We start from the raw sequence: 19,771 nt of genomic DNA on the forward strand, positions 1-19,771 counted from the left end.
AGTATCGTGAAAATATTCACTAACAGATGGGTATTCTGGACAAATGGTGGATTGACATGCCGGACAGGAACAGAAGCCAGAAGCCTTTCAGCCTCACCACGTCCAGAACTCAACCGGCACCTCCGCCAGGAGCTGATTCCCGGTGAAGGCCACAGCACTCAGCCACGATTCGTCGCTGAACCTCGTACGATCAGGAAATTTCAGCACGGCCCGGTCGTGACCGGGTGGCAGATGCCCGACCGGAAGCGTCCCACTGTACCGGGTCGCACCATGAGCGGCAACGTGCTGGTTCCCGGTTCCTTCATAGCAGCCGTATTCCCTGGGAATGTCTGGCATCTCTCTCTGGTTACGGAGGCGCGTGAACCGGGCAGTTCGGTTGCCGAACGCGCAGCCGTCCACGCCGACCAGTGCACTGCGGTCCCCTGGAGTGGTGATGAGGACGGTGACGTCGGCGTGAAGACCGAGCACGAGCCTGGGAGTGCTGACCTCCACGCAGACCCGGTCACAGACGCGACTCCGTGTGGGAACGAGGAGGGCCACTGCGGCGGCCAGGGCAACAGTCACGCCGACTAGGAGAGGAAGCGTCAGCCGTCTCATGGGGACATCGTATGCGGCACGACTCTCGACATGCCCGGCTCCTCGCAGGCCCGGCACCGTCGGTCGGCCTTCCATAAGGTTCCTGACAGGTTGGGGGTGCCGCTGAGCGTCTATCCTGCGTGGCGTGTCCACCGAGTCCTTCACGCATGACGGCGCGCACCTGGGCGTGCGGCGCACCGGGACGGGGCCGCCGGTCGTACTCGTCCATGGCCTGAGCGGCTCGACCCGCTGGTGGCGGTTCAACGTGCCCGCGCTGAAGCAGGCGCACGCGGTGTACAGCCTGGACCTCAGCGGGTACGGCCGTTCCTGGGGGCGGCCCTCGCGCAGCGTGCGGGACGCGGCCGACCTGATCTGCGCGTGGCTGGACGCGCAGGACCTGCGCGACGTGACACTGGTCGGGCACTCCATGGGCGGGCAGATCAGTCTGCATGTCGCGGCGCAGCGGCCCGACCGGGTGCGGAACCTCGTGCTCGTGTGTGCCAGCGGCCTGCTGCGGGCGAACGCCGCGCGGACGGCGCTGCACCTGCCGCGCGCCGCGTGGATGGGCGAGCGCCGCTTCATCGGCCGGATCGTGTTCGACGGGCTGCGGGCCGGACCGCTGAACCTGTGGCGCAATGCCACGGACCTCCTGCGCGACAGCGTGCAGGACGTCCTGCCGTTCGTGTACGCCCGGACGCTGATCATCTGGGGTGAGCGCGACATCCTGGTGCCGCTCGCGCTGGGGCAGCTGCTGCACGAGGCGCTGCCCGGGTCCCGCTTCGAGGTGATTCCCCGCGCCGGGCACGTGGCGATGGTGGACCGCCCGGCCGTCTTCAACGCGCTCCTGCTGGACTTCCTGAACGGGGGAGAGGACGGACCCTCCTCTTGAGCGGACAGCCGACGTACCTGACGGTGAATGGTCTGCGCACCCACGCCTGGAAGCGGGGTCGGGGTGCGCCGCTCGTGATCGTGCCGGGTCTGGGCTGCGCCTCGTGGATGTACGCGCGGCTCGCGCGTGAACTGGCGCGCGAACGCACGGTCTTCGTGTACGACCCCCCGGGGCACGGCGACAGCCAGGGCCGCCCGGATTTTCCGGTGTGCATCAAGCACCTGACCGATCACCTGGCCGCGTGGCTGCGTGCCGCCGGTCTGGAAGGCACGCCGGTGTTCGGGCACTCGCTGGGCGGCGAGGTGATGTTCGACCTCGCGGCGCGCTACCCCGACTGCGCGCCGGCCCTGATCGCGTGCGCGCCGACCGGCATTCCCGAGAACCCCAGCGTGCGGCTTCAACTCGCGCGGCTGCTGCGGGATCTGCCGCGCGAGCGGCTGGGGCTGCTGTGGCCCGGTCTGCGGGCCTACGCCCGCTGTGGGGGGCGGCGCATGCTCCTGCTGGCCCGCGACCAGGAGGCCCATATGACCGGTCCCCTGCTGCCGCGCGTGCGGGTGCCCACCCTGCTCATCGACGGTCAGAGTGATCCGGTTATCCAGACGTGGACGGTCGAGCGGATCTGTGCGGACATCCCGGAGGCCGTGGCGCGGCAGATTCCCGGTGCGCCGCACGGCCTGACGGACACGCATCCGCGCGCGGTGGCGCAACTGACGCTGGAGTTTCTGAGACGCGTCGGTCACTGATCTGGAGGGTGGCACATAACCAGCTTTGAAGAGGGCTGGCTTGATCGCCCCTCTGGCAAAGAGAACTCAAATTTCACGATCCAGATTAATCGTGAATACTTTCACTAGGAATGATCTGAAGAAGGGGAGGTCACCCTCCCCAGCCAGTTCAGTCTGCTGAAACGGCCACGCTCAGCCCCACGTCGGCCAGCTGCCCGGGCTCGACGGGGGAGGGCGCCAGCGCCATCAGGTCCACGCCGCGGTTGTTCTTCGGGAAGGCGATGACCTCGCGGATGCTGCTCGCGCCGCTCATGACCATGATCAGGCGGTCGAAACCCCAGGCGATGCCGCCGTGGGGGGGCGTGCCGTACTCGAGGGCGTCCATGAAGAACCCGAACTTGTCGCGGGCCTGTTCGGCGCTGAAGCCGATGGCCTGGAACATCTTGGCCTGCACGGCGGGGTCGTGGATGCGGATGCTGCCGCCGCCGACCTCAAAGCCGTTCAGGACGAGGTCGTACGCCTGCGCGCGGATTTCGCCCTGGCGGTCTGTGCCGAAGAGGTCCAGGTCGTCGGGGTGGGGGGCGGTGAAGGGGTGGTGCATGTACGTCCAGGTGCCGCTCTCGTCGTCGAATTCCAGCTGGGGGAACTCGGTGACCCAGGAGACATGGAACTGCGGGCCAGTGGCGGCGAGGTCGAACAGGTCCCGCAGGGCGAGGCGGACCGCGCCCAGCGCGCCGACGGCTTTCTTCCACTCACCCGCGGTGAACAGGAGGGTGCCGCCCTGCGCGACGCCGGTGCGGGCGATCAGTTCGGCGGCCTGCGCGGTGACGAACTTGCTGATCCCGCCGGTGAAGCCGTCGCCGTCACGTTTGAGCCACGCGAGGCCGCCCGCGCCGTTCTGCTTGGCGATCCGTTCGAGTTCGTCGATCTGCTTGCGGGTCAGTTCGGGCGCCGCGATCACCTTGACGGCCTGCGCAGCGGCGAAGGCCTTGAACTCGCCGCCCTGGAACAGGTCGGTGACGTCCGTGAACTTCAGGTCGAAGCGCAGGTCGGGCTTGTCGGACCCGTAGAGGTTCATGGCGTCCATGTACGCCATGCGCGGGAAGGGAAGGGGCAGTTCGACGCCCATCGTCTCGCGGAACACGTGGGCCATCAGGCCCTCCTGGGTGCTCAGCACGTCGTCGAGCTCCACGAAGCTCATCTCCATGTCGAGCTGCGTGAAGTCCGGCTGGCGGTCGGCGCGCAGGTCCTCGTCGCGGAAGCAGCGGGCCAGCTGGTAGTAGCGGTCGTACCCGGCGATCATCAGCATCTGCTTGAACAGCTGCGGGCTCTGCGGCAGCGCGTAGAACTCACCGGGGTTCTGGCGGCTGGGCACCAGGAAGTCACGGGCGCCCTCGGGCGTGGATTTCGTGAGCATGGGCGTCTCGACCTGCACGAAGCCCTCGCGGTCGAGGTACTCGGTGACGGCGGCGACGGCCTTGCTGCGCAGGACGAGGTTGCGTTGCATCTCCGGGCGGCGCAGGTCGAGGTACCGGAACTTCAGGCGGATGTCCTCGGCGACGCTGTCGCCCTTCTCCAGTTCGAAAGGCGTGGTCTTCGCAGTGTTCAGCACCTTCACGCGCGTGGCGATCACCTCGAAGTCCGCGAGGCCCCCCTTACGCTGGCTTTCGGGGCGGGCCTGGTAGGTGCCCTCGATTTCTGCGACGTACTCGGCGCGCAGGCGGTCCGCGTCCGCGAACGCGGCGGAGTCCGGTTCGACCTGCACCTGCACCAGACCGCTGCGGTCCCGCAGTTCCAGGAAGATCAGGCCGCCCAGGTCGCGGCGGCGGTTCACCCAGCCCTGTAAGGTGATGGTCTGCCCGGCGTGCGCGGGCGTGAGGTGGCCGATCATGGCGGTGCGTTTCATGCGTGCTCCTGAAGGAAGGTGGCGAGGTCGGCGGCGGCGAGGCTGCGCTGCTCACCGGTCCTGATGTTCTTGAGGCTGAGGGTGCCCTGCGTGACCTCGTCGGTCCCGAGGAGGGCCACCCAGTGCGCGCCGCGCCGCTCGGCGTCGCGGAAGGCGGCGGCGGGTTTCATCGCGCGGTACGCGAACTCCGCGCGGGCGTGCGCGCGGGCGCTCATGGCGGTGCGCGCGGCGTGCGGGACGTTCACCTCGTCCAGCGCGGCGACGTACAGCAGCGGGCCGGCGATCTCCGGGAGGGCCATGCCTTCGGCTTTCAGCGCCAGCAGGAGCCGCTCCACGCCGAACGCCCAGCCGATGCCGGGAATGGTCTCCTTGCTGCCGAGTTCCTGCGCCAGCCCGTCGTAGCGGCCCCCGCCGCCCAGCGCGGACTTCGCGCCGACGCCCTCGTGGTGCAGTTCCCAGGCGGTGCGGCGGTAGTAGTCCAGGCCCCGCACGATGCTGGGGTCGATGTCGAACTCCACGCCCCACTCGGTCAGGTAGCCCTGCACGGCGCGGAAGTGCGCGCCCGCCTCCTCGCCCAAGAAATCCAGCATGGGTTTGACGCCCAGCTCCGCGAGCAGCTCCTGATCCGAGGCGCTCTTGCTGTCCAGGATGCGCATGGGGTTGCGGGTCAGGCGGTCCTTCGAGTCGTCCGACAGGCGCTCCAGCTGCGGCGTGAACAGCTCGCGCAGGTACGTGTTGTAGCGCTCGCGGTCCTCCGGGTCGCCGATGCTGCCCAGCTTCACGCGCACGCCCGTGAGTCCCAGTTCGCGGACCACGCCCACCATCAGCGCGATGGCCTCGGCGTCCACCAGCGCCTCCGTGCTGCCCAGCACCTCGTAATCCACCTGATGGAATTGTCGCAGGCGACCCGCTTGGACGTTCTCTGCGCGGAACATTGGACCATGCGTCCATAGCTTCAATGGGGAGGGAAGTTGCTTCAACCCATTAAAAAGATAGGCGCGAACGATAGCGGCAGTCCCCTCAGGGCGGAGGATATAACCCCCATGATCGCCGAAGTAGGAAACCGTGAACATCTCTTTGCGGACAATATCGGTGCTACCGCCTACTCCCCGCTTCACGATGTCAGCCTCTTCAAATATCGGAGTATCAATGCGCTGCGCGCCTGCACGTTCAAGAACGCGCCGTGCGACCTCTACCAACCAACCGTGCGCCTGCGCCGAAACGTCGAGCGTGAGCTTAGGGCTCTGTGGGGGCAACAGATCTTTCGTGCCCTTAGGGGGTTTGATCACCATAACCCGAGCAGCATAGCGCCTGCACGGCAAAACCCCCCTGTGCCGGACAACTGGCACGCCCCGCCCTGGCCCCAGAACAGGGGAGAGGGCGGCCCCCGGACTCCCGGACGCCGCCCCCCTCCTTCACGCTCTGGTTACTGCTTGACGCTGAACGGCAACCCCGTGGAGCGCATCGCGCCGACCTCCACGAACAGCCAGCTTCCGCCCACCGGCGCGTCACTGGGCACGGTCAGCACGATCTGGCTGTCCGTCCACGACTGCACCGCCGCGGCCGGGAACACGTAGCCTCCCTCGCCCTGCTCGTTGGCGCCCAGGCGCACCTTGCCGGTGCTGGGCCCACCCAGGTACCGGCCCTGAATCGTCAGGGTGCCGCCGCGCGCGGCGCCCTCGGACGCCTTGATCAGCACCGGCGTGACCGTCACCATCCGGGACGCGCCCTGCTGGGCAGGCGCGCACGCCACCAGCCCCCCAGCCATCAATAAAGAAGCAACAAAGAAACGCAGCATGTCCTTTCCTCCGTGCAGGCAGTCTAATGCATGTGATGACAGGCGCAGCCCCCACCCCCTCTGGCACCCTGAACGGCACCCGCATTCTCGTGGTCTTCAACCCTAAAAGCGGGAGCGGTGACAGCCAGCTGCCCCAGTTCATGCAGATGCTCCGCGAGGACGGCGCAGAGGTCGTTGAGCGTGAACTTCAGAAGGACACGCCCATGGCCGACTACGTGCAGGACGTCGAACAGTTCACGTACCTCGTCGGTGCGGGCGGGGACGGCACGGTCAGCAGCCTCGCGTACGCCGCGCGGTACAAGAATGTCCCCATGCTGGCCTTCCCGGCCGGGACCGCCAACTTGATCGCGCAGAACCTCGACCTGCCGCAGGACGCGCCCGCCCTGGCCGAGATCGTGCGTGGCGGCCACAGCCTGCGCGTGGACATGGGCGAGATCGAGGTCAAGGGCGAGAAGAGCGGCTTCTGCATGCTCGCCGGCGCGGGTGCGGACGCCAGCATGATCCGCGACAGCGAGGAACTCAAGGAACGCTTCGGGGCCATGGCGTACGTCATGAGCGCCATGAAGCAGCTCAACCCCAAGAAGACGACCTTCCACCTCAAGATCGACGGGCAGCTCCGCGAGTTCGAGGGTATCGGCGTGATGATCGCGAACTTCGGCATGGCGAACTACCGCCTGCCCATCACCAGCGACATCAGCCCCAGTGACGGCCGCTTCACGGTCATCCTGATGAAGGCCGGGAACATCATGCGCCTCCTGCCGAACCTGATCGACTCGGTGCGCGCGAAGCTGAATCTAGGCGACCCCATGTTCAGCGGGAACCTGGAGACCATCGAGGCCCGCACCGTCGAGGTGGACGCCGACGATCCTTTCCCCCTGCAGTACGACGGTGAGCTGCACGTGGAAACCACGCCCTTCCAGGCGAGCATCCTCCCCGGCGCGATCCGCTTCCTGACGGCCGCCAAACGCGACGATCTCGAAACCTGAACCGACCGACTGTGAACTGACCGCCGGGGCGACTGCCCCGGCGGTCAGTTCACAGTCGGTCCCACAGGCTCGTCCAGCACACCTGAGAAACGGCGAGCTCACAGGAGGCCCAGGAAGGCCCCGGCAACGTCGGCCGAGGGGTAAAGGACGGGGCTGCGCGGGCCAGGAAAGGCGCCTCAGCGGAAGGCCTCGACCGCGTCCGCCAGATCATCCTCCGGCAACTCCACGTACCGCCGGGTCGTGTCCACCTGCTCGTGCCCCAGGAAACCCGCCACCCGCGTGAAATCCTTGACCGTCGCGTACAGCTGCGTCCCCGCGTACTTGCGTCCGGCATGAAAGCCCCGGAACTCGTGCGCGCGCCCGCACGCCAGCGCCACGCGCTGCAGCCGCTCATACGCCGTGGAGTAGGCCCGCCAGGGCAGCACGAACCCCTGCGGGGCCGCCGCCTCCGCCCTCAGGGTCTCCAGCGCCTCACGCAGGCGGGCGCTGAGCGGCACGAACCGCGCCTTGTCGCCCTTGCCGTGCGCGACGAGCAGCCGCCGCGCCGGCAGGTTCACGTGCGCCCACTCGACCGCCAGCGCCTCCGCGATCCGCAGCCCCGCGTGCGTGAGCAGCAGCAGCAGCGCCGCCTCGCGGGGGTCGGCCACCTCCAGCATCGCCTGCACGAACTCCGCCCGGTACGGCGGGTTCTTCACCACGCCCTTCGTGCGGTCCTTCGGGCGTTTCACGTCCGCGAACGGGTCGGCGTCCGTCGCCCCGGCCCAGCGCAGCGCCCGGTACAGCGCGCCCGCCGCCGCCACCCGCGCCTGCACGGTCGCGGGCTTCAGGCCCGAGGCGCTTAGCGCGGCCACGTACAGGCCGGGTTCACGCCGGCCCGGGTGCAGCAGATTCCAGGCGTTCGAGGTCGCGTGGTCGAGCAGGACCTCCACGCCCTTGCGGTAGGCGCGCAGCGTGTGCGGACTGAGCCTCACGCCCGCACTGGTGTCGCTGCTGAGGTAGGCCAGCGTGAGGGCCCAGAGATCCTCGCCCGACTTGTCGCGGGCGGCCGTGATGGCCCGGACGCGCAGCGCCTCGTCGGTCAGTCCGGCGAGGGCGCGGGCCTGGGCGAGGCGGTCACCGAGGTAGGGCGTGATCTGCGACATGTATGACGATGATAACATGCCTTATCAACGGAGCACATGCGGAGGCTCAGGCGAACACCCTGGGCAGCGGCTCCAGCCGGCAGCGGTGCCGCTGCCCACCACGGCCGCACCCGCATTTCAGAACATGCGCTCCCGGCGCGTGACACCGAACCCGATCATGCCCAGCGCCAGCAGCAGCGCCGGCCAGTCACCCACCCGGACGTACAGCGTGGTGCCACCCAACAGCCGGGGGCGGACATCCAGCGTCCGGAGCTGATCCCCGCTCTGGACAAGCTGGACTGGACGCCCCAGGTCGTCCACGGCGCCCGCCACGCCGTTGTTCACGCTGCGGACCAGCCAGCGCCGCGTCTCGATGGCCCGCACGCGGCCCATGTTGAAGTGCTGCTGGACGCCCCAGCCCTTGTACCAGCCGTCGTTGCTGGGGTTCACGAGAAGTTGCGCGCCCTGCGCGGCCAGCGCCCGCGCCACCCGGGGAAACACACTGTCGTAGCAGATGTACGCCCCGTACAGGACACCGTTCAGGGCGAGGGGTGTGGGATTCGCGTTCGGTCGGAAGTCGGGAATGGCGAAGCCGAGGGGCGTGAGAATCGCGCGGTAGACGGGACCGAGAATGGTCTGGAACGGGAATTCCTCACCGAAGGGCACGAGTTTGGTCTTGTCGCTGCGGCTGGTGACGCGACCGGTGGCGTCGAGTGTGATGGCCGCGTTGTACTCGCGCGGCTCGGCCAGAGGATCCGCTGGATTCGTGCCGAAGTCGACGCCGCCCGCGCCGCTGATGCCGGGGCCGGGGAAGTCCGGGCGCGTGTCGGGCGCCCCGGGATAGGTGAGCGCTGTTTCACTCCACACGACCACGCTGCCTGGAGGGCGGTTCAGGCTCGCGGCGCGGGTCTGCTCAAACTGCGTTTCGGTGGACAGTTCGCCAGTGGCGCGTCTGAAGACGTCGAAGGTGACGCGCATGACGCGCATGGGGTGGTCGGGGCCGCTGCCGGGCGTGCGGGTCATCCCGTACCCGAGCGCGGCGGCCCAGGTGAGTGCGGCGAGCAGCGCGGGCGCCCAGGGGCGTCTCCCCTGTTCCTGCGCGCCCACCCAGGCGTGGGAGAGGCTGGCGGCGGTGAAGGTCACGAGGACGCTCCCCAGCAGGACGCCGCCTAGGTCCGCGATCTGGATGGCGGGGGTGGGCAGCAGCGTGTAGCCCAGGGTGGGCCAGGGAAACGCGAGGGGCCCGAGGAAGCGCAGCCATTCGAGGATGATCCACGCGCCGGCCAGCGTCCAGATCCGCCCCGTGCGGGTGCGGGCGACGCGGGCAGCCAGGAACGCGGTGACGGCGAGAAAGGCGCCTTCGAGCGCGAACAGCACGAGGACGAGGGGCGCGGCGCCGAGGAGCTGCTGGAGGAACGCGCCCAGCCACCACAGGTGCAGCCCGAAGTACCCGAAGCCCACCCAGAAGCCCCGGCCGGCGGCCTGACGGGGGGTCGGGGCGGACGCGATGAAGGGCAGGATCAGGGCGAGGGGCACGAAGGTGGCGGCGCTCCAGGGCAGTGGGAGGCCGCAGGCGGCAAGCAGCAGCCCGAGCAGGAGGCCAGTGGCGGGGGTGGGCATCGCCTTGCCACTATAGGCAGTTCGGGTGCTGGAGGGGGTGTGGGGTGGGGTGAGCGGGTCACGCCGCCTGTTTTGCTCTAGGATGAAGGGACCTTGAGACTGGCGTTTATCAGTGACATTCACGGGAACATTCACGCGTTGACAGCGGTGAAGCGGTTCCTGTCAGAGCACATCGTGAATCAGGTGATCGTGGTGGGTGACCTGGTGGGGTACGGCGCGAGCCCGGGCCCGGTGATCGACTTCGTGAAGCGCGAGGGCTGGACGGTGGGACTGGGGTCCAGCGACATGCGCGTGGCGATGGACATGGGTGACCGCGCCGACCGCAAGGGCGTGGCGGATCAGGTGCTCACCTGGACGAAGAAGATGCTCACGCCGGAGCAGGTGGATTTCCTGCGGCGCCTGCCGCCGGGCGGGCGGATCATGACGCCGGTGGGGCGCGTGCGGTACTTCCACGGCAGTCCGCACGACCCGGAGCAGCGGCTGGACCTGATGGCGCCCGAGCGGGAACTGGAGGCGCTGGCGGACTCGCTGGGGTCGCGGGTGATCGTCGTAGGGGGCACGCACGTGCCGTTTATGCGCGTGGTCGGTGAGACGACGTTCGTGGATCCGGGCAGCGTGGGGCTGACCCTGAATCACGAGCCGGGGGCGGACGTGGTGATCGTGGACTGCGTGGGCCGCAAGCCGAAGGTGTCGCTGCACAAGGTGACGTACGATTTCGCGTCGAGCGCGTTCGACATCATGGCCTGGAATCTGCCGCCGGTGATCGCGGACGTGATCCGCACGGGCCGCATGGGCTGACCGGTCGGGCGTCGGGGAGAGGGCCACCCAGGTACGCTGGGTGGCCCTCTCCTCTGTGTCTGTGTCTCTCCTCTGTGTGGACCCGCTCGTGTGGGCCAGCTCAGGCCGGCACAGGGTCCAGGGCCGTCAGGAAACGGTCCGCGAGGCCGCGCTCGCCCAGCAGCTCCTCCAGGGCACGCATGAGGGTCAGATAGGGGGCGGGGCGCGCGGTTTCGCCCATCAGGCCCAGGCGCCAGATCTGGCCTGCGGTGGCGCCCAGCCCGCCGGTGACACTGATGTGCCGCGCGCGGAGGGCCTTACGCACGCCGGCGTCGTCGAGTCCGTCCGGCAGGCGCAGGGCGAGGACGGTGGGCAGGCGGTCTTCGGGGCGGCGCACGTAGGGGGTGAAGCCCAGCGGCGCCAGGGCAGCCTGGATGGCCGCGCCGACCTGCTGCACGCGCCGCTGCCGCTGCTCCAGGCCTTCGTCTAGTGCGGCGCGCAGCGCGGCGTGCAGCGCGTAATGCAGGTTGACCGGGACGGTGTGGTGGTAGGAGTGATCCTGCCAGTAGTCGCGCAGGCCCTGGAAGTCGCAGTACCACAGGGGCGTGGGGGTGCGCCGGGCCTGGAAGCGCGCGAAGGCGCGGTCACTGATGGCGACGGGCGCCAGGCCGGGGGGGGCGCTGAGGCATTTCTGCGCGCCGGTGTAGGCGTAGTCCACGCCCCACTGCGCCATGTGGAAGGGTTCCATCCCGGCGGTCGTGACAGCGTCGACGGTCAGCAGCGCGCCGCTCTGCTGGACGAGCCGGGCGATCTCGGGGACGGGGTTCAGGACGCCGGTGCTCGTCTCGCCGTGCACGACCGCGACCATCTGGACGCCGTCGAGGCGCGCGGCGACCTCGTCCGGGTTGATCGCCTCGCCCAGCGGCGCGGTCACGAGGCGGACGCGGGCGCCGTAGCGGGCGGCCATCTCGGCCATGCGGTGCCCGAAGGATCCGTTGGCGCACACGAGCACCTCGTCGCCGGGTTCCACGAGGTTGGCGAACCCGGCTTCCATGCCCAGGCTGCCGGTGCCTGCGAGGAGCGCGGTGAAGGTGCTGTCCGTGGCGCCGTACATGGCGCGCAGATCGGCCTGGATCTCGCTGTTGAGGGCAAACACCTCGGGGTCCATGTGTCCGAGCATCGGCCGCGTGAGGGCCTGCATGGCCCGGGGGTGGATCGGTGTGGGGCCGGGGGTCAGCAGGATGTGCTCGGGGGTCGCGTCCAGCATGAGCGTCAGCCTAGCGGAAATCGGAGACTATGGCAATATCGTTGCGGCAAAGCGGGAATGATCCTGTTTAGATTGCATTTCATTGCTCAAAATTCTGATCCCACGGGTCTATATTGCGCCATGAGGTCCGCATGTGGATATGGCCCGGCGCCCGCACGCCCACTTTCCACAATCGGAGTTCGCCGCCGGGTCGTAGAGTGTCCGGCATGCCCAGCCACCCTCCCCTGCGCGCCGTGCTGTTTGACCGTGACGACACCATCGCCTTCACCGACCCCGGGGTGTACCGCGAGGCCGCCCTGTGGGGCCACGCGACCTTCGGCCTGGACGCCCGCACCTTCGGGGCGGCGCTGCGCGACCAGTGGAACCGGCGCGCGCTGGACTGGTGGGATCTGCGCACCCAGGCGCAGGAGGACGCCTTCTGGCAGGCGTACGGCCAGGAACTCGCGGGCATCCTCGGCCTGACGGACGAGCAGACCGCGCAGCTCATGGCGCGCTGGCCGTACGAGGCGTACATGAAACCCGTAACGAACGCCCGCCACGTGCTCGAGACCCTGCGCGCCCGCGGCCTGAAGGTGGGCGTCCTGAGCAACACCCTGCCCAGCATCGACCGGACGCTGCGCGCCGTGGGCCTGGACGACCTCGTGGACGTCGCGGTCGCGACCTGCGTGGTGGGCGTGCACAAGCCCGACGCCGGCGCCTACCTGCACGCGGCGCAGGCGCTGGAGGTGGAACCTGCCGAGGTGCTGTTCGTGGACGACAAGCCCGAGAACGTCCAGGCGGCCCGCGACCTGGGCATGCACGGCCTACTGATCGACCTGCGGGGCGAGCGGCCCGACGCCATCCACGACCTCGCGCGGGTGCTGGACGTGGTGAGCGAACTGGAGGTCGCGTGCTGATCGACGGGCACCTCGACCTGGCCTTCAACGCGCTGAACGGCCGCGACCTCACGCTCGGGCTGGAGGCGCTGCGCGCCGCGGACCCCGTGCCGGACGAGACGGCCACGGTGTCGCTGCCGGAATTGCGTGGGGCCGGCGTGCGGGTGTGTTTCGGAACGCTGTTCGCCCTGCCGCACGGCGCAGGCAGTCCGGGCGGCTACGGCGACCATGCGGGCGCGCGCGCGCAGGCCCTGGCGCAGCTCGACACGTACCTCCGCTGGCAGGACGCCGGGCAGATCCGCCTGCTCACCTCCCGCGAGGCCGTCACCGAGCACCTGAGCGGCCAGGACACCCGGCTGGGCGTGGCGCTGCTCATGGAGGGCGCCGATCCCATCCGCGACGCGGACGACCTGCCCTTCTGGGTCGAGCGGGGCGTGCGCGTGATCGGGCCCGCCTGGGGCCGCACCCGTTTCGCGGGCGGGACCGACGCGCCCGGGCCGCTGACCCCGCAGGGACGGGACCTCGTGCAGGCCATGCGCGATCTGGGCGTCACGCTCGACGCCTCCCACCTGGACGACGCCTCGTTCTGGGAGGCACTGGAGTTCGGGCCGCAGGTGATCGCCACTCACGCCAACAGCCGCAGCCTCGTGCCCGGCAACCGGCACCTGACCGACGACATGGCCCGCGCGGTGGCGCAGGCGGGCGGGATGATCGGACTGGTGTTCCTCAACCGCTTCATCCGCCCTCTGCCGGAAGGGAGCGAGGCTGCGGTGCCGCTGACCGAGCTGGCCGACCACGCCCGGCACTACGCGGCGCTGGTGGGCTGGGAGCACGTCGCGCTGGGCACGGACCTCGATGGCGGCTTCGGCGCCGAGAAGGCCCCGGCGGGCGTGGACCGCTACGCCGACGTGCCCGCCTTCCTGCAGCAGGTGCCCGCAGAGGCGCGGGAGGGTGTGGCGTGGGGCAACTGGGCGCGCTGGCTCACGCACCGGCTGTGACCGGGCGCCGCATCGGGCAGGGGGCGCCGGACACTGACTGCCCCGGCGCCCCCTCCCTGATGCGGATTTACTTGATGGTCTTCTGCATGGTCTTCACGGCCGTGTTCAGCAGGCCCGCGTAGTTCTGGTCGGGTTTCTGCACGCTGGTGTCCACGGCGCTGCTCCAGGGACCCCACACCTGCCCCATCTCGGGGATGTTGGGCATGGGCGTGCCGGTGCTGATCACGCGGCCGAAGCCCGCCACGATGGGGTTGCTCGACAGGCGCACGCGCACGCCCAGGTTCACGGGAATGCGTCCGCCCGCCTGGTTGAACGACAGCTGCGCGACGCTGGTGACCAGGCCCTCGGCGAACGCGGCGGCGGCGGGTTTCTGGGTGCCGTAGGCGTTCAGGACGACGCCCTGCACCCCCACGAAGGGGCTCCACTTGCCGGTCGCGCCGGGGGGCGTGGGGAACGCGGCGATGCCGTAGTTGATGCCGGCCTTCTTGATGTCCCCCATGTCCCAGGGGCCGGTGACGATCATGGCGGCCTTGCCGCTCAGGAAGGCGGCTTTCACCTTGTCGCCGGTCATGCCGGCGGGCACGAGCCGGTCCTTGAAGCGCAGGTCGTTCATCAGGGCCAGGGCCTTGCTGGCCCCGCTGTTGTTCAGGCCGATGTCGTGGATGTCCAGCGTGCCGCTGGCGTCCCCGAAGACGTACGAGCCGTAGGCGCTGAAGAAGCCGTAGTTCATGTAGGCGTTGCTCAGGTCGGTCAGGAAGCCGTAGCGGCCGGCGCTGGCGTTGGTGTTCTTCTTCGCTGCTTTCAGGAAGTCCGTCCAGGTGATGGGGGCGGCGGGCACCAGTTTCTTGTTGTAGACCAGGGCGACACTCTCGGCGAACATGGGCAGGCCGTAGAGTTTGCCGCCGACGGTCAGGGCGCGCACGGTGGTCTGGTCGACCTCGCCGCGCCGGGTGCGGGTGACGTAGGCGTCCATGGGCTCGATGACCCCGGCCTTGGCGAGCTGGCCGATGCGGTCCTGCGGGAGGGTCACGATCACGTCCGGGCCCGCGCTCTGCTTGGCGGTCTTGAGGAACTGGTCGACGATCTTGTCCAGCGGGACGTTCACGAGCTTGACGGTGTTGCCGCTGATCCGGGTGTAGATCTTGACCTGGGTGTTGAGCCAGGCGACCTCGGCCGCGTCGTTGAAGTGGGTCCAGACGGTCAGGGTGGCGGCCTGGGCGCTGCCAGCCAGCGCAAGGGCCAGAAGGGTAAGGCTTCGTTTCATGTGGTCTCCATGGGCGGCACGGTTGCGCCCGGAGCGACCCGCACCGACCTGGAAACGGTTCCAAAATTGGTGAGGAGCCGCCTTGTTCAGAAAGGTGGAACTGGCCCGCATTATTCCGCCGCCCACGCCGCCGCAGTCGTGAAAAAAACCGCACCACACGCCCCCCGGCGGATGGAACCACCTGTACCCCCACCGGGGGAACACCTGGCGTAGGCTAGGGCCCGTGACCCTACCTGATCCCCGCACCCACGCGCGCGACCCACAGATGAAGATCGCCGAGGACGCCCTGCGTGACCACCTCTCGGTCCCCGGCTGGCGCTTCGTGGCCCCCACCCCCGCCCACGCCGGCCCCGCCCGCCTGAGCCTGCGCGCCCGCCCCGAGCCGGACGCCCCCCAGGTGACCGAGGCCCTGCCCGGCGAGCCCCTGGAGCTGCTGTGGGAGAACGCCGACGGCTGGGCCCACGTCCGCACAGCCGGGGACCGCTACCTCGGCTGGGCCCGCGCGGACGGGGTGCAGGCGCGCCCCTGGCAGCCGGACCTGACCGTCACCGCCCGCCGCGCCCACGCGTACGCCGGGCCGAAGATCAGCCAGCCCATCCGCGCCGAACTCGCCCACGGCGCGCGGCTGGCCCGGGGAGCGGGCGAGGTCGTCACCGAGCATCACCGCCGCTGGGTCCCCGTCATGCTGCCCGGCGGGCAGGACGCCTGGGTGCAGGAGGTGACCCTCGCGCCGCTGGACACCGACCTCCTGACGTTCGCCCTGGGGTTCCTCGACACCCCCTACGTCTGGGGTGGGCGCAGCGCCTGGGGGCTGGACTGCTCCGGATTGACCCAGCTCGTGTACGGCGCGTTCGGGCGTGACCTCCCGCGCGACGCCGATCAGCAGCAGGCGTTCCTGACACCGGTGAACGAGGCGCAGCCCGGCGACCTCGCCTTCTTCCCCGGTCACGTGGGCCTGATGCTTGGCGGGCGGCGCCTGCTGCACGCGAACGCCACGCACATGCGCGTCACGGTCGAGACACTCGGCGAGGGCGAGTACGGCGCGCGCCTCCAGGCAGAACTGAGCGGCTTCGGGCGGTGGACGCAGTGACCGCCCTCTCCCCCACGGTCACCTGGGAGACGCTGGACCTGCACACCGCGCAACCCTTCGGCATTGCCCGCTGGACGCACAGCGTCTACCCCCGCACCATCGTCACCCTGACCCATGAGGGCCACACTGGGCGGGGTGAGGCCGCCCCGAACGCCTTCTACGGCGAGACGCGCGGCACCGTCGAGGCCGTCCTGCCCCTCCTGGCCGAGGCGGTGGAGGACCCCTGGGACTGGGATGGGCTGCACGCCCGCCTCTCGGCCCGCATGCCGTACGACCATCCCAGCGTGAAGTGCGCCCTGGAGATGGCGGCCGTCGAGTGGTGCGCCGCGCGCGCCGGGGTGCCCGTGTGGCAGCTGCTCGGCCTGAGCCCCGCGCCGCTCCCCGAGAGCAGCTACACCGTCAGCATCGCCGACCTGGACGATATGCGCCGGCAGGCCCGCGACGCCGCCGCCCGCGGGCACGGCGTCCTGAAGGTCAAGCTGGGCACCGACCGCGACGAGGCGATCATCGCCGCGCTGCGCGAGGAAGCCCCGCACGTCCGGCTGCGCGTGGACGCCAACGCCGCCTGGACCCGCACCCAGGCCCGCCGGATGCTCGGCGTGCTGGAGGCCGCCGGGGTGGAGTTCGTCGAGCAGCCCCTCGCCGCCGGGGACCTGGAAGGGCACGGCGCGCTGCGCGCCGTGGCCGGGGTGCCCATCGTCGCGGACGAGAGCCTGCACCACGTCTCGGACGTGCTGGCGCTGGCACGCGCGTTCGATGGCGTCAACCTCAAGCTCGCCAAGCTGGGCGGGCCCCTCCAGGCGCTGCGGGCCCTGCGCCTGGCGCGCGCGCACGGGATGTCCGTCATGATGGGCTGCATGATCGAGAGCAGCCTCGGTATCGCCGCCGCCGCGCACCTCGCGGGTGCGTGCGACTGGGCCGATCTGGACGGCGCCCTGCTCCTCGCGGACGACCCGTTCAGCGGTCTGGACTGGACGGCCGGGCACCTCGCGCGCCCCACGGGCACCGGCTGGGGCGTGGAGCGGCGCGCGCCATGACCATCCGCGTGGCGATCGTCGGCGCCGGCAACCGCGGCGGGGACGTCTACGCGCGCCTGCTCGCCCGGCACGGCGCCGCAGTCACGCACGTCGTGGACGCCCGCCCCGCCCGGCTGAGCGAGGTCGCCACGCGGCACGCCATTCCCCCAGAACGGCAGTTCAGCGACCCGGACGCCTTCTTCGGGCTGGGCCGCGTCGCCGACGCGGTCGTGATCGCCACCCCGGACGATCAGCACGTCCGGCCCTGCCTCCAGGCCCTCGCCCTGGACTACGACGTGCTGCTGGAAAAACCCATCTGCCTCACCGAGGCCGAACTCGATCTCCTTCAGGAAGCCGAGGCGGCCAGCACCGGGCGGGTCACGGTCTGCCACGTCCTGCGCGCCGCGCCCTTCTTCCGCGAGGTGCGGCGCGTGCTGGACAGCGGCGCGCTAGGTACCCTAATCGGCATCCAGCACGCCGAGAACGTCGCCCACTGGCACTACGCGCACTCCTACGTGCGCGGCAACTGGCGCGCGGCCCCACCCGCCGCGCCGTTCCTGCTCGCCAAGAGCTGCCACGACCTCGACCTGCTGCGCGCGTTCGCCGGCAGCTCCCCAGAACGGGTCAGCAGCGAGGGCGGCCTGCACCACTTCCGCCCCGAGCACGCCCCGCCCGGCGCGAGCACCCGCTGCGTCACCTGCCCCGTCCGGGACTGCCCGTCCGACGCGCGGCGCATCTACCTCACCCGCGACCCGCAGGTGTGGCCGGTCACGGTACTCACCGCCGGGGGCATCAGCCTGAGCGACGCGCTGGAACACGGCCCGTACGGCGAGTGCGTGTACCTCGGACAAAACAATGTCGTGGACCATCAGGCCGTCACCGTCCGGTTCCGCAGCGGCCTCACCGCGCAGCTCACCGTCAGCGCGTTCACGCACAACAACACCCGCACCCTGAAACTCCTCGGCACGCACGGCGAACTGCGCGGCCACATGGACCGCCACGAACTCGAACTCCACGACTTCCGCACGGGCGACAGCCACCGCTGGACGGTGGATGCGACAGGTACCCACGGCGGCGGGGACGACGGCCTCGTCCAGGCCTGGCTCGCCAGTCTGCGCGGCGAGACGCCCCCGCCCACTTCCCTCTCCGAGTCCCTGGACTCACACCGGATGGCCTTCGCGGCGGAACGGGCACGTTTGCGCGGCACGGTGGAGTTCCTGTGAATGGCCTGGAGAGATAAAAACACGGCTACCTTAAGCAATAAAACCACTAGTGAAACTATTCACGATTAATCTTATTCGTGAAAAACTTGTTTCTATTTCCACTAAGAAGCCGTCACAGCAGATGCCATGACTGCTCGTTCCTCTCCAGCACGACCCATTCCGTGTTCTTCAGCATGAAGTCCCCACCCTGCCACACCTCGCGGGCATCCAGGCTCAGCAGCTCTGCCAGGGCGATGCGGATGATCCCACCGTGTGAGACCAGCGCCGCGTCCTCATCGGGCAGGCCGTTCACGTCCGCCGCAAAACGCGCGGCGATCTCCCGGAAGGTCTCACCGCCCCGGAACCCCAGCTCGCCGCCACCCAGTTCCAGACGGTCCGGGTGTTGCCGCAGCGCTGAATACGGTTCACCGGCCCACTCACCACAGTCCACCTCATGAATACCCGGAAGGACCGTGACCGGCACACCCAGCCGCTCCGCCAGGGGCCGCGCCGTCTGCTGCGCGCGGCGGTACCGGCTGGCGTACACCGCCCGCGGGCGCGGCTCTCCCCCGCCCACCTGGTCAGCCATGGCCCGCGCCTGTGCGTGACCGGTATCGGTGATCTCGTCGTTCGCGCTGCTCGCGCCGCGCAGGATGCCTGCCTGATTGCCCTTCGTCTCGCCGTGCCGGATGATCCAGAGTCGCATGCGCCCAACTGTAGCGGGCGCACGCGACTGCGGACTGCAGGGGATCAGGCGGTCAGGGCGTCCCGCACGGCCTGCGCGACCGGCGTGGTGGGGCGGCCGATCAGGCGACTCAGGTCGCGGCTCTCGCTGGCAAGTTCGGCGCGCGTGATGCCGGTGTCGCTGTCAGCCAGGACGTGCGCGAAGCCCTCGGGCACGCCGAATCCGGCGAGGGTCCGGGCGTATTCCTCGGCACTCAGGTCGTGGTACGCGACGGGCTGGCCGCTCTGGCGGGCCACCTCGGCGGCGAGGTCGGCCAGGGTGACGGCCTCGTCCCCGGCGAGTTCGTAGGTCTGGCCCGCGTGCCCGTCGCTGCTCAGGACGGCGGCGGCGGCTTCCGCGTAGTCCTGGCGGGGTGCGGGGTTCAGCGCGTGGCTCCCGGCGGCCCCCAGGATCGCGCCACTGCCCACGGCGCCCTTGAGGTCGTAGTTCTCGGTGTACCAGCCGTTGCGCAGCAGCGTGAAGGGCACCCCGGACTCGCGCAGGATGGCCTCGGTGGCCTGATGGTCGCCCGCGAGGATCATGGCGCTGCGGTCGGCGTTCAGGAGGCTGGTGTACGCGATCAGGTCCACCCCGGCGTCGCGGGCGGCCTCGATGACGTTGCGGTGCTGGCCCACGCGGTCGTCGAAGTCGTTGCTGGAGACGAGCAGCAGGCGGTTCACACCGTTCAGGGCGGCGCTGAGGGTGTCGGGCTGCCTGTAGTCGGCCCGGCGCACCTGGATGCCCTGCGCGGCGAGGTCGGCGGCCTTGGCGGGGTCGCGGACGAGGGCGATGAGGTTCCCGGCGGGCACACCCCGCTTGAGGAGGGCCTGGAGGGTGAGGTGGCCGAGGTGGCCGGTGGCTCCGGTGACGGCGATGATGGGTGTGGGGGTCATGGTGGGCTCCTGTGGGGTGAGAGGCGAGAACTCGTAAGGGTTTTACT

The 19,771-nt window shown here is 69.7% G+C and carries 19 protein-coding genes; 9 read left to right on the plus strand and 10 right to left on the minus strand.

From position 1 onward, the window contains the following. Nucleotides 1-93: 93 nt before the first annotated feature. Nucleotides 94-597, minus strand: a complete 504-nt coding sequence (locus AUC44_RS07850; RefSeq protein ID WP_062158135.1) for a hypothetical protein — start codon at nucleotides 595-597, stop codon at nucleotides 94-96. 124 nt (nucleotides 598-721) lie between these two features. Here AUC44_RS07850 and AUC44_RS07855 point away from each other — a divergent pair, with 124 nt between their 5' ends. Together AUC44_RS07855 and AUC44_RS07860 are read left to right on the plus strand one after the other, a co-directional pair. Continuing rightward, nucleotides 722-1,465 (plus strand): alpha/beta fold hydrolase, encoded by a 744-nt coding sequence (locus AUC44_RS07855; protein ID WP_062158136.1) that lies wholly within the window; start codon nucleotides 722-724, stop codon nucleotides 1,463-1,465. After that, nucleotides 1,462-2,208 (plus strand): alpha/beta fold hydrolase, encoded by a 747-nt coding sequence (locus tag AUC44_RS07860; RefSeq protein ID WP_062158137.1) that lies wholly within the window; start codon nucleotides 1,462-1,464, stop codon nucleotides 2,206-2,208. The genes AUC44_RS07855 and AUC44_RS07860 overlap by 4 nt, the downstream gene beginning before the upstream one ends. A gap of 148 nt (nucleotides 2,209-2,356) precedes the next feature. Here the strand turns inward: AUC44_RS07860 and aspS are convergent, their stop codons facing one another. From aspS to AUC44_RS07875, 3 genes are all read right to left on the minus strand, one after another. After that, nucleotides 2,357-4,093, minus strand: a complete 1,737-nt coding sequence (aspS, locus tag AUC44_RS07865) for an aspartate--tRNA ligase (RefSeq protein ID WP_062158138.1) — start codon at nucleotides 4,091-4,093, stop codon at nucleotides 2,357-2,359. After that, nucleotides 4,090-5,385 (minus strand): histidine--tRNA ligase, encoded by a 1,296-nt coding sequence (hisS, locus tag AUC44_RS07870; protein WP_062158139.1) that lies wholly within the window; start codon nucleotides 5,383-5,385, stop codon nucleotides 4,090-4,092. The genes aspS and hisS overlap by 4 nt, the downstream gene beginning before the upstream one ends. Nucleotides 5,386-5,519: 134 nt before the next feature. After that, nucleotides 5,520-5,891 (minus strand): IPT/TIG domain-containing protein, encoded by a 372-nt coding sequence (locus AUC44_RS07875; protein WP_062158140.1) that lies wholly within the window; start codon nucleotides 5,889-5,891, stop codon nucleotides 5,520-5,522. Nucleotides 5,892-5,917: 26 nt separating this feature from the next. Here AUC44_RS07875 and AUC44_RS07880 point away from each other — a divergent pair, with 26 nt between their 5' ends. Continuing rightward, nucleotides 5,918-6,877, plus strand: coding sequence for a diacylglycerol/lipid kinase family protein (locus AUC44_RS07880; protein ID WP_157445233.1), 960 nt, complete (start codon nucleotides 5,918-5,920; stop codon nucleotides 6,875-6,877). A gap of 176 nt (nucleotides 6,878-7,053) precedes the next feature. Here AUC44_RS07880 and AUC44_RS07885 read toward each other — a convergent pair whose 3' ends face one another. Then, the gene (locus AUC44_RS07885; RefSeq protein WP_062158142.1) at nucleotides 7,054-8,019 is read right to left on the minus strand and encodes a tyrosine-type recombinase/integrase; all 966 of its coding nucleotides are present in this window, start codon (nucleotides 8,017-8,019) and stop codon (nucleotides 7,054-7,056) included. 117 nt (nucleotides 8,020-8,136) lie between these two features. After that, entirely contained in the window at nucleotides 8,137-9,618 is a 1,482-nt protein-coding gene (lnt, locus tag AUC44_RS07890; RefSeq protein WP_062158143.1) for an apolipoprotein N-acyltransferase, read from the minus strand. 93 nt (nucleotides 9,619-9,711) lie between these two features. Between lnt and AUC44_RS07895 the strand changes: the two genes are divergently transcribed. Beyond that, on the plus strand, nucleotides 9,712-10,416 hold the full coding sequence (locus tag AUC44_RS07895) for a metallophosphoesterase family protein (RefSeq protein WP_062158144.1): 705 nt from the start codon (nucleotides 9,712-9,714) through the stop codon (nucleotides 10,414-10,416). A 100-nt stretch (nucleotides 10,417-10,516) separates the two neighbouring features. On the opposite strand, the gene AUC44_RS07900 is transcribed toward AUC44_RS07895, so the two are convergent. After that, nucleotides 10,517-11,662 carry an alanine--glyoxylate aminotransferase family protein gene (locus tag AUC44_RS07900; protein WP_062158145.1) on the minus strand — a complete coding sequence of 382 codons (1,146 nt, stop codon included), beginning with the start codon at nucleotides 11,660-11,662 and terminating at the stop codon, nucleotides 10,517-10,519. 206 nt (nucleotides 11,663-11,868) lie between these two features. On the opposite strand from AUC44_RS07900, the gene AUC44_RS07905 reads away from it, so the two are divergent. Both AUC44_RS07905 and AUC44_RS07910 read left to right on the plus strand, forming a co-directional pair. Then, nucleotides 11,869-12,558 carry an HAD family hydrolase gene (locus AUC44_RS07905; RefSeq protein ID WP_062158146.1) on the plus strand — a complete coding sequence of 230 codons (690 nt, stop codon included), beginning with the start codon at nucleotides 11,869-11,871 and terminating at the stop codon, nucleotides 12,556-12,558. Further along, nucleotides 12,552-13,535, plus strand: a complete 984-nt coding sequence (locus AUC44_RS07910; RefSeq protein WP_062158147.1) for a dipeptidase — start codon at nucleotides 12,552-12,554, stop codon at nucleotides 13,533-13,535. Before AUC44_RS07905 ends, AUC44_RS07910 begins: the two co-directional genes overlap by 7 nt. Nucleotides 13,536-13,602: 67 nt before the next feature. Here the strand turns inward: AUC44_RS07910 and AUC44_RS07915 are convergent, their stop codons facing one another. Beyond that, nucleotides 13,603-14,799 (minus strand): sugar ABC transporter substrate-binding protein, encoded by a 1,197-nt coding sequence (locus AUC44_RS07915; RefSeq protein WP_062158148.1) that lies wholly within the window; start codon nucleotides 14,797-14,799, stop codon nucleotides 13,603-13,605. A gap of 223 nt (nucleotides 14,800-15,022) precedes the next feature. On the opposite strand from AUC44_RS07915, the gene AUC44_RS07920 reads away from it, so the two are divergent. Genes AUC44_RS07920 through AUC44_RS07930 form a run of 3 tightly spaced genes read left to right on the plus strand, consistent with a single transcriptional unit; the run spans nucleotide 15,023 to nucleotide 18,128 of the window. Then, nucleotides 15,023-15,889 (plus strand): C40 family peptidase, encoded by an 867-nt coding sequence (locus AUC44_RS07920; RefSeq protein WP_335338699.1) that lies wholly within the window; start codon nucleotides 15,023-15,025, stop codon nucleotides 15,887-15,889. Beyond that, the gene (locus tag AUC44_RS07925; RefSeq protein WP_062159746.1) at nucleotides 15,886-16,926 is read left to right on the plus strand and encodes a dipeptide epimerase; all 1,041 of its coding nucleotides are present in this window, start codon (nucleotides 15,886-15,888) and stop codon (nucleotides 16,924-16,926) included. Before AUC44_RS07920 ends, AUC44_RS07925 begins: the two co-directional genes overlap by 4 nt. Continuing rightward, nucleotides 16,923-18,128 (plus strand): Gfo/Idh/MocA family protein, encoded by a 1,206-nt coding sequence (locus AUC44_RS07930; protein ID WP_062158149.1) that lies wholly within the window; start codon nucleotides 16,923-16,925, stop codon nucleotides 18,126-18,128. Before AUC44_RS07925 ends, AUC44_RS07930 begins: the two co-directional genes overlap by 4 nt. A gap of 112 nt (nucleotides 18,129-18,240) precedes the next feature. On the opposite strand, the gene AUC44_RS07935 is transcribed toward AUC44_RS07930, so the two are convergent. Together AUC44_RS07935 and AUC44_RS07940 are read right to left on the minus strand one after the other, a co-directional pair. Further along, entirely contained in the window at nucleotides 18,241-18,813 is a 573-nt protein-coding gene (locus tag AUC44_RS07935; RefSeq protein ID WP_062158150.1) for a histidine phosphatase family protein, read from the minus strand. Between the two features lie 44 nt (nucleotides 18,814-18,857). Next, nucleotides 18,858-19,724 (minus strand): SDR family oxidoreductase, encoded by an 867-nt coding sequence (locus AUC44_RS07940; protein WP_062158151.1) that lies wholly within the window; start codon nucleotides 19,722-19,724, stop codon nucleotides 18,858-18,860. Nucleotides 19,725-19,771 lie beyond the last annotated feature (47 nt).

This window comes from Deinococcus actinosclerus (genome assembly GCF_001507665.1).
Classification (GTDB): Bacteria; Deinococcota; Deinococci; order Deinococcales; family Deinococcaceae; genus Deinococcus; species Deinococcus actinosclerus.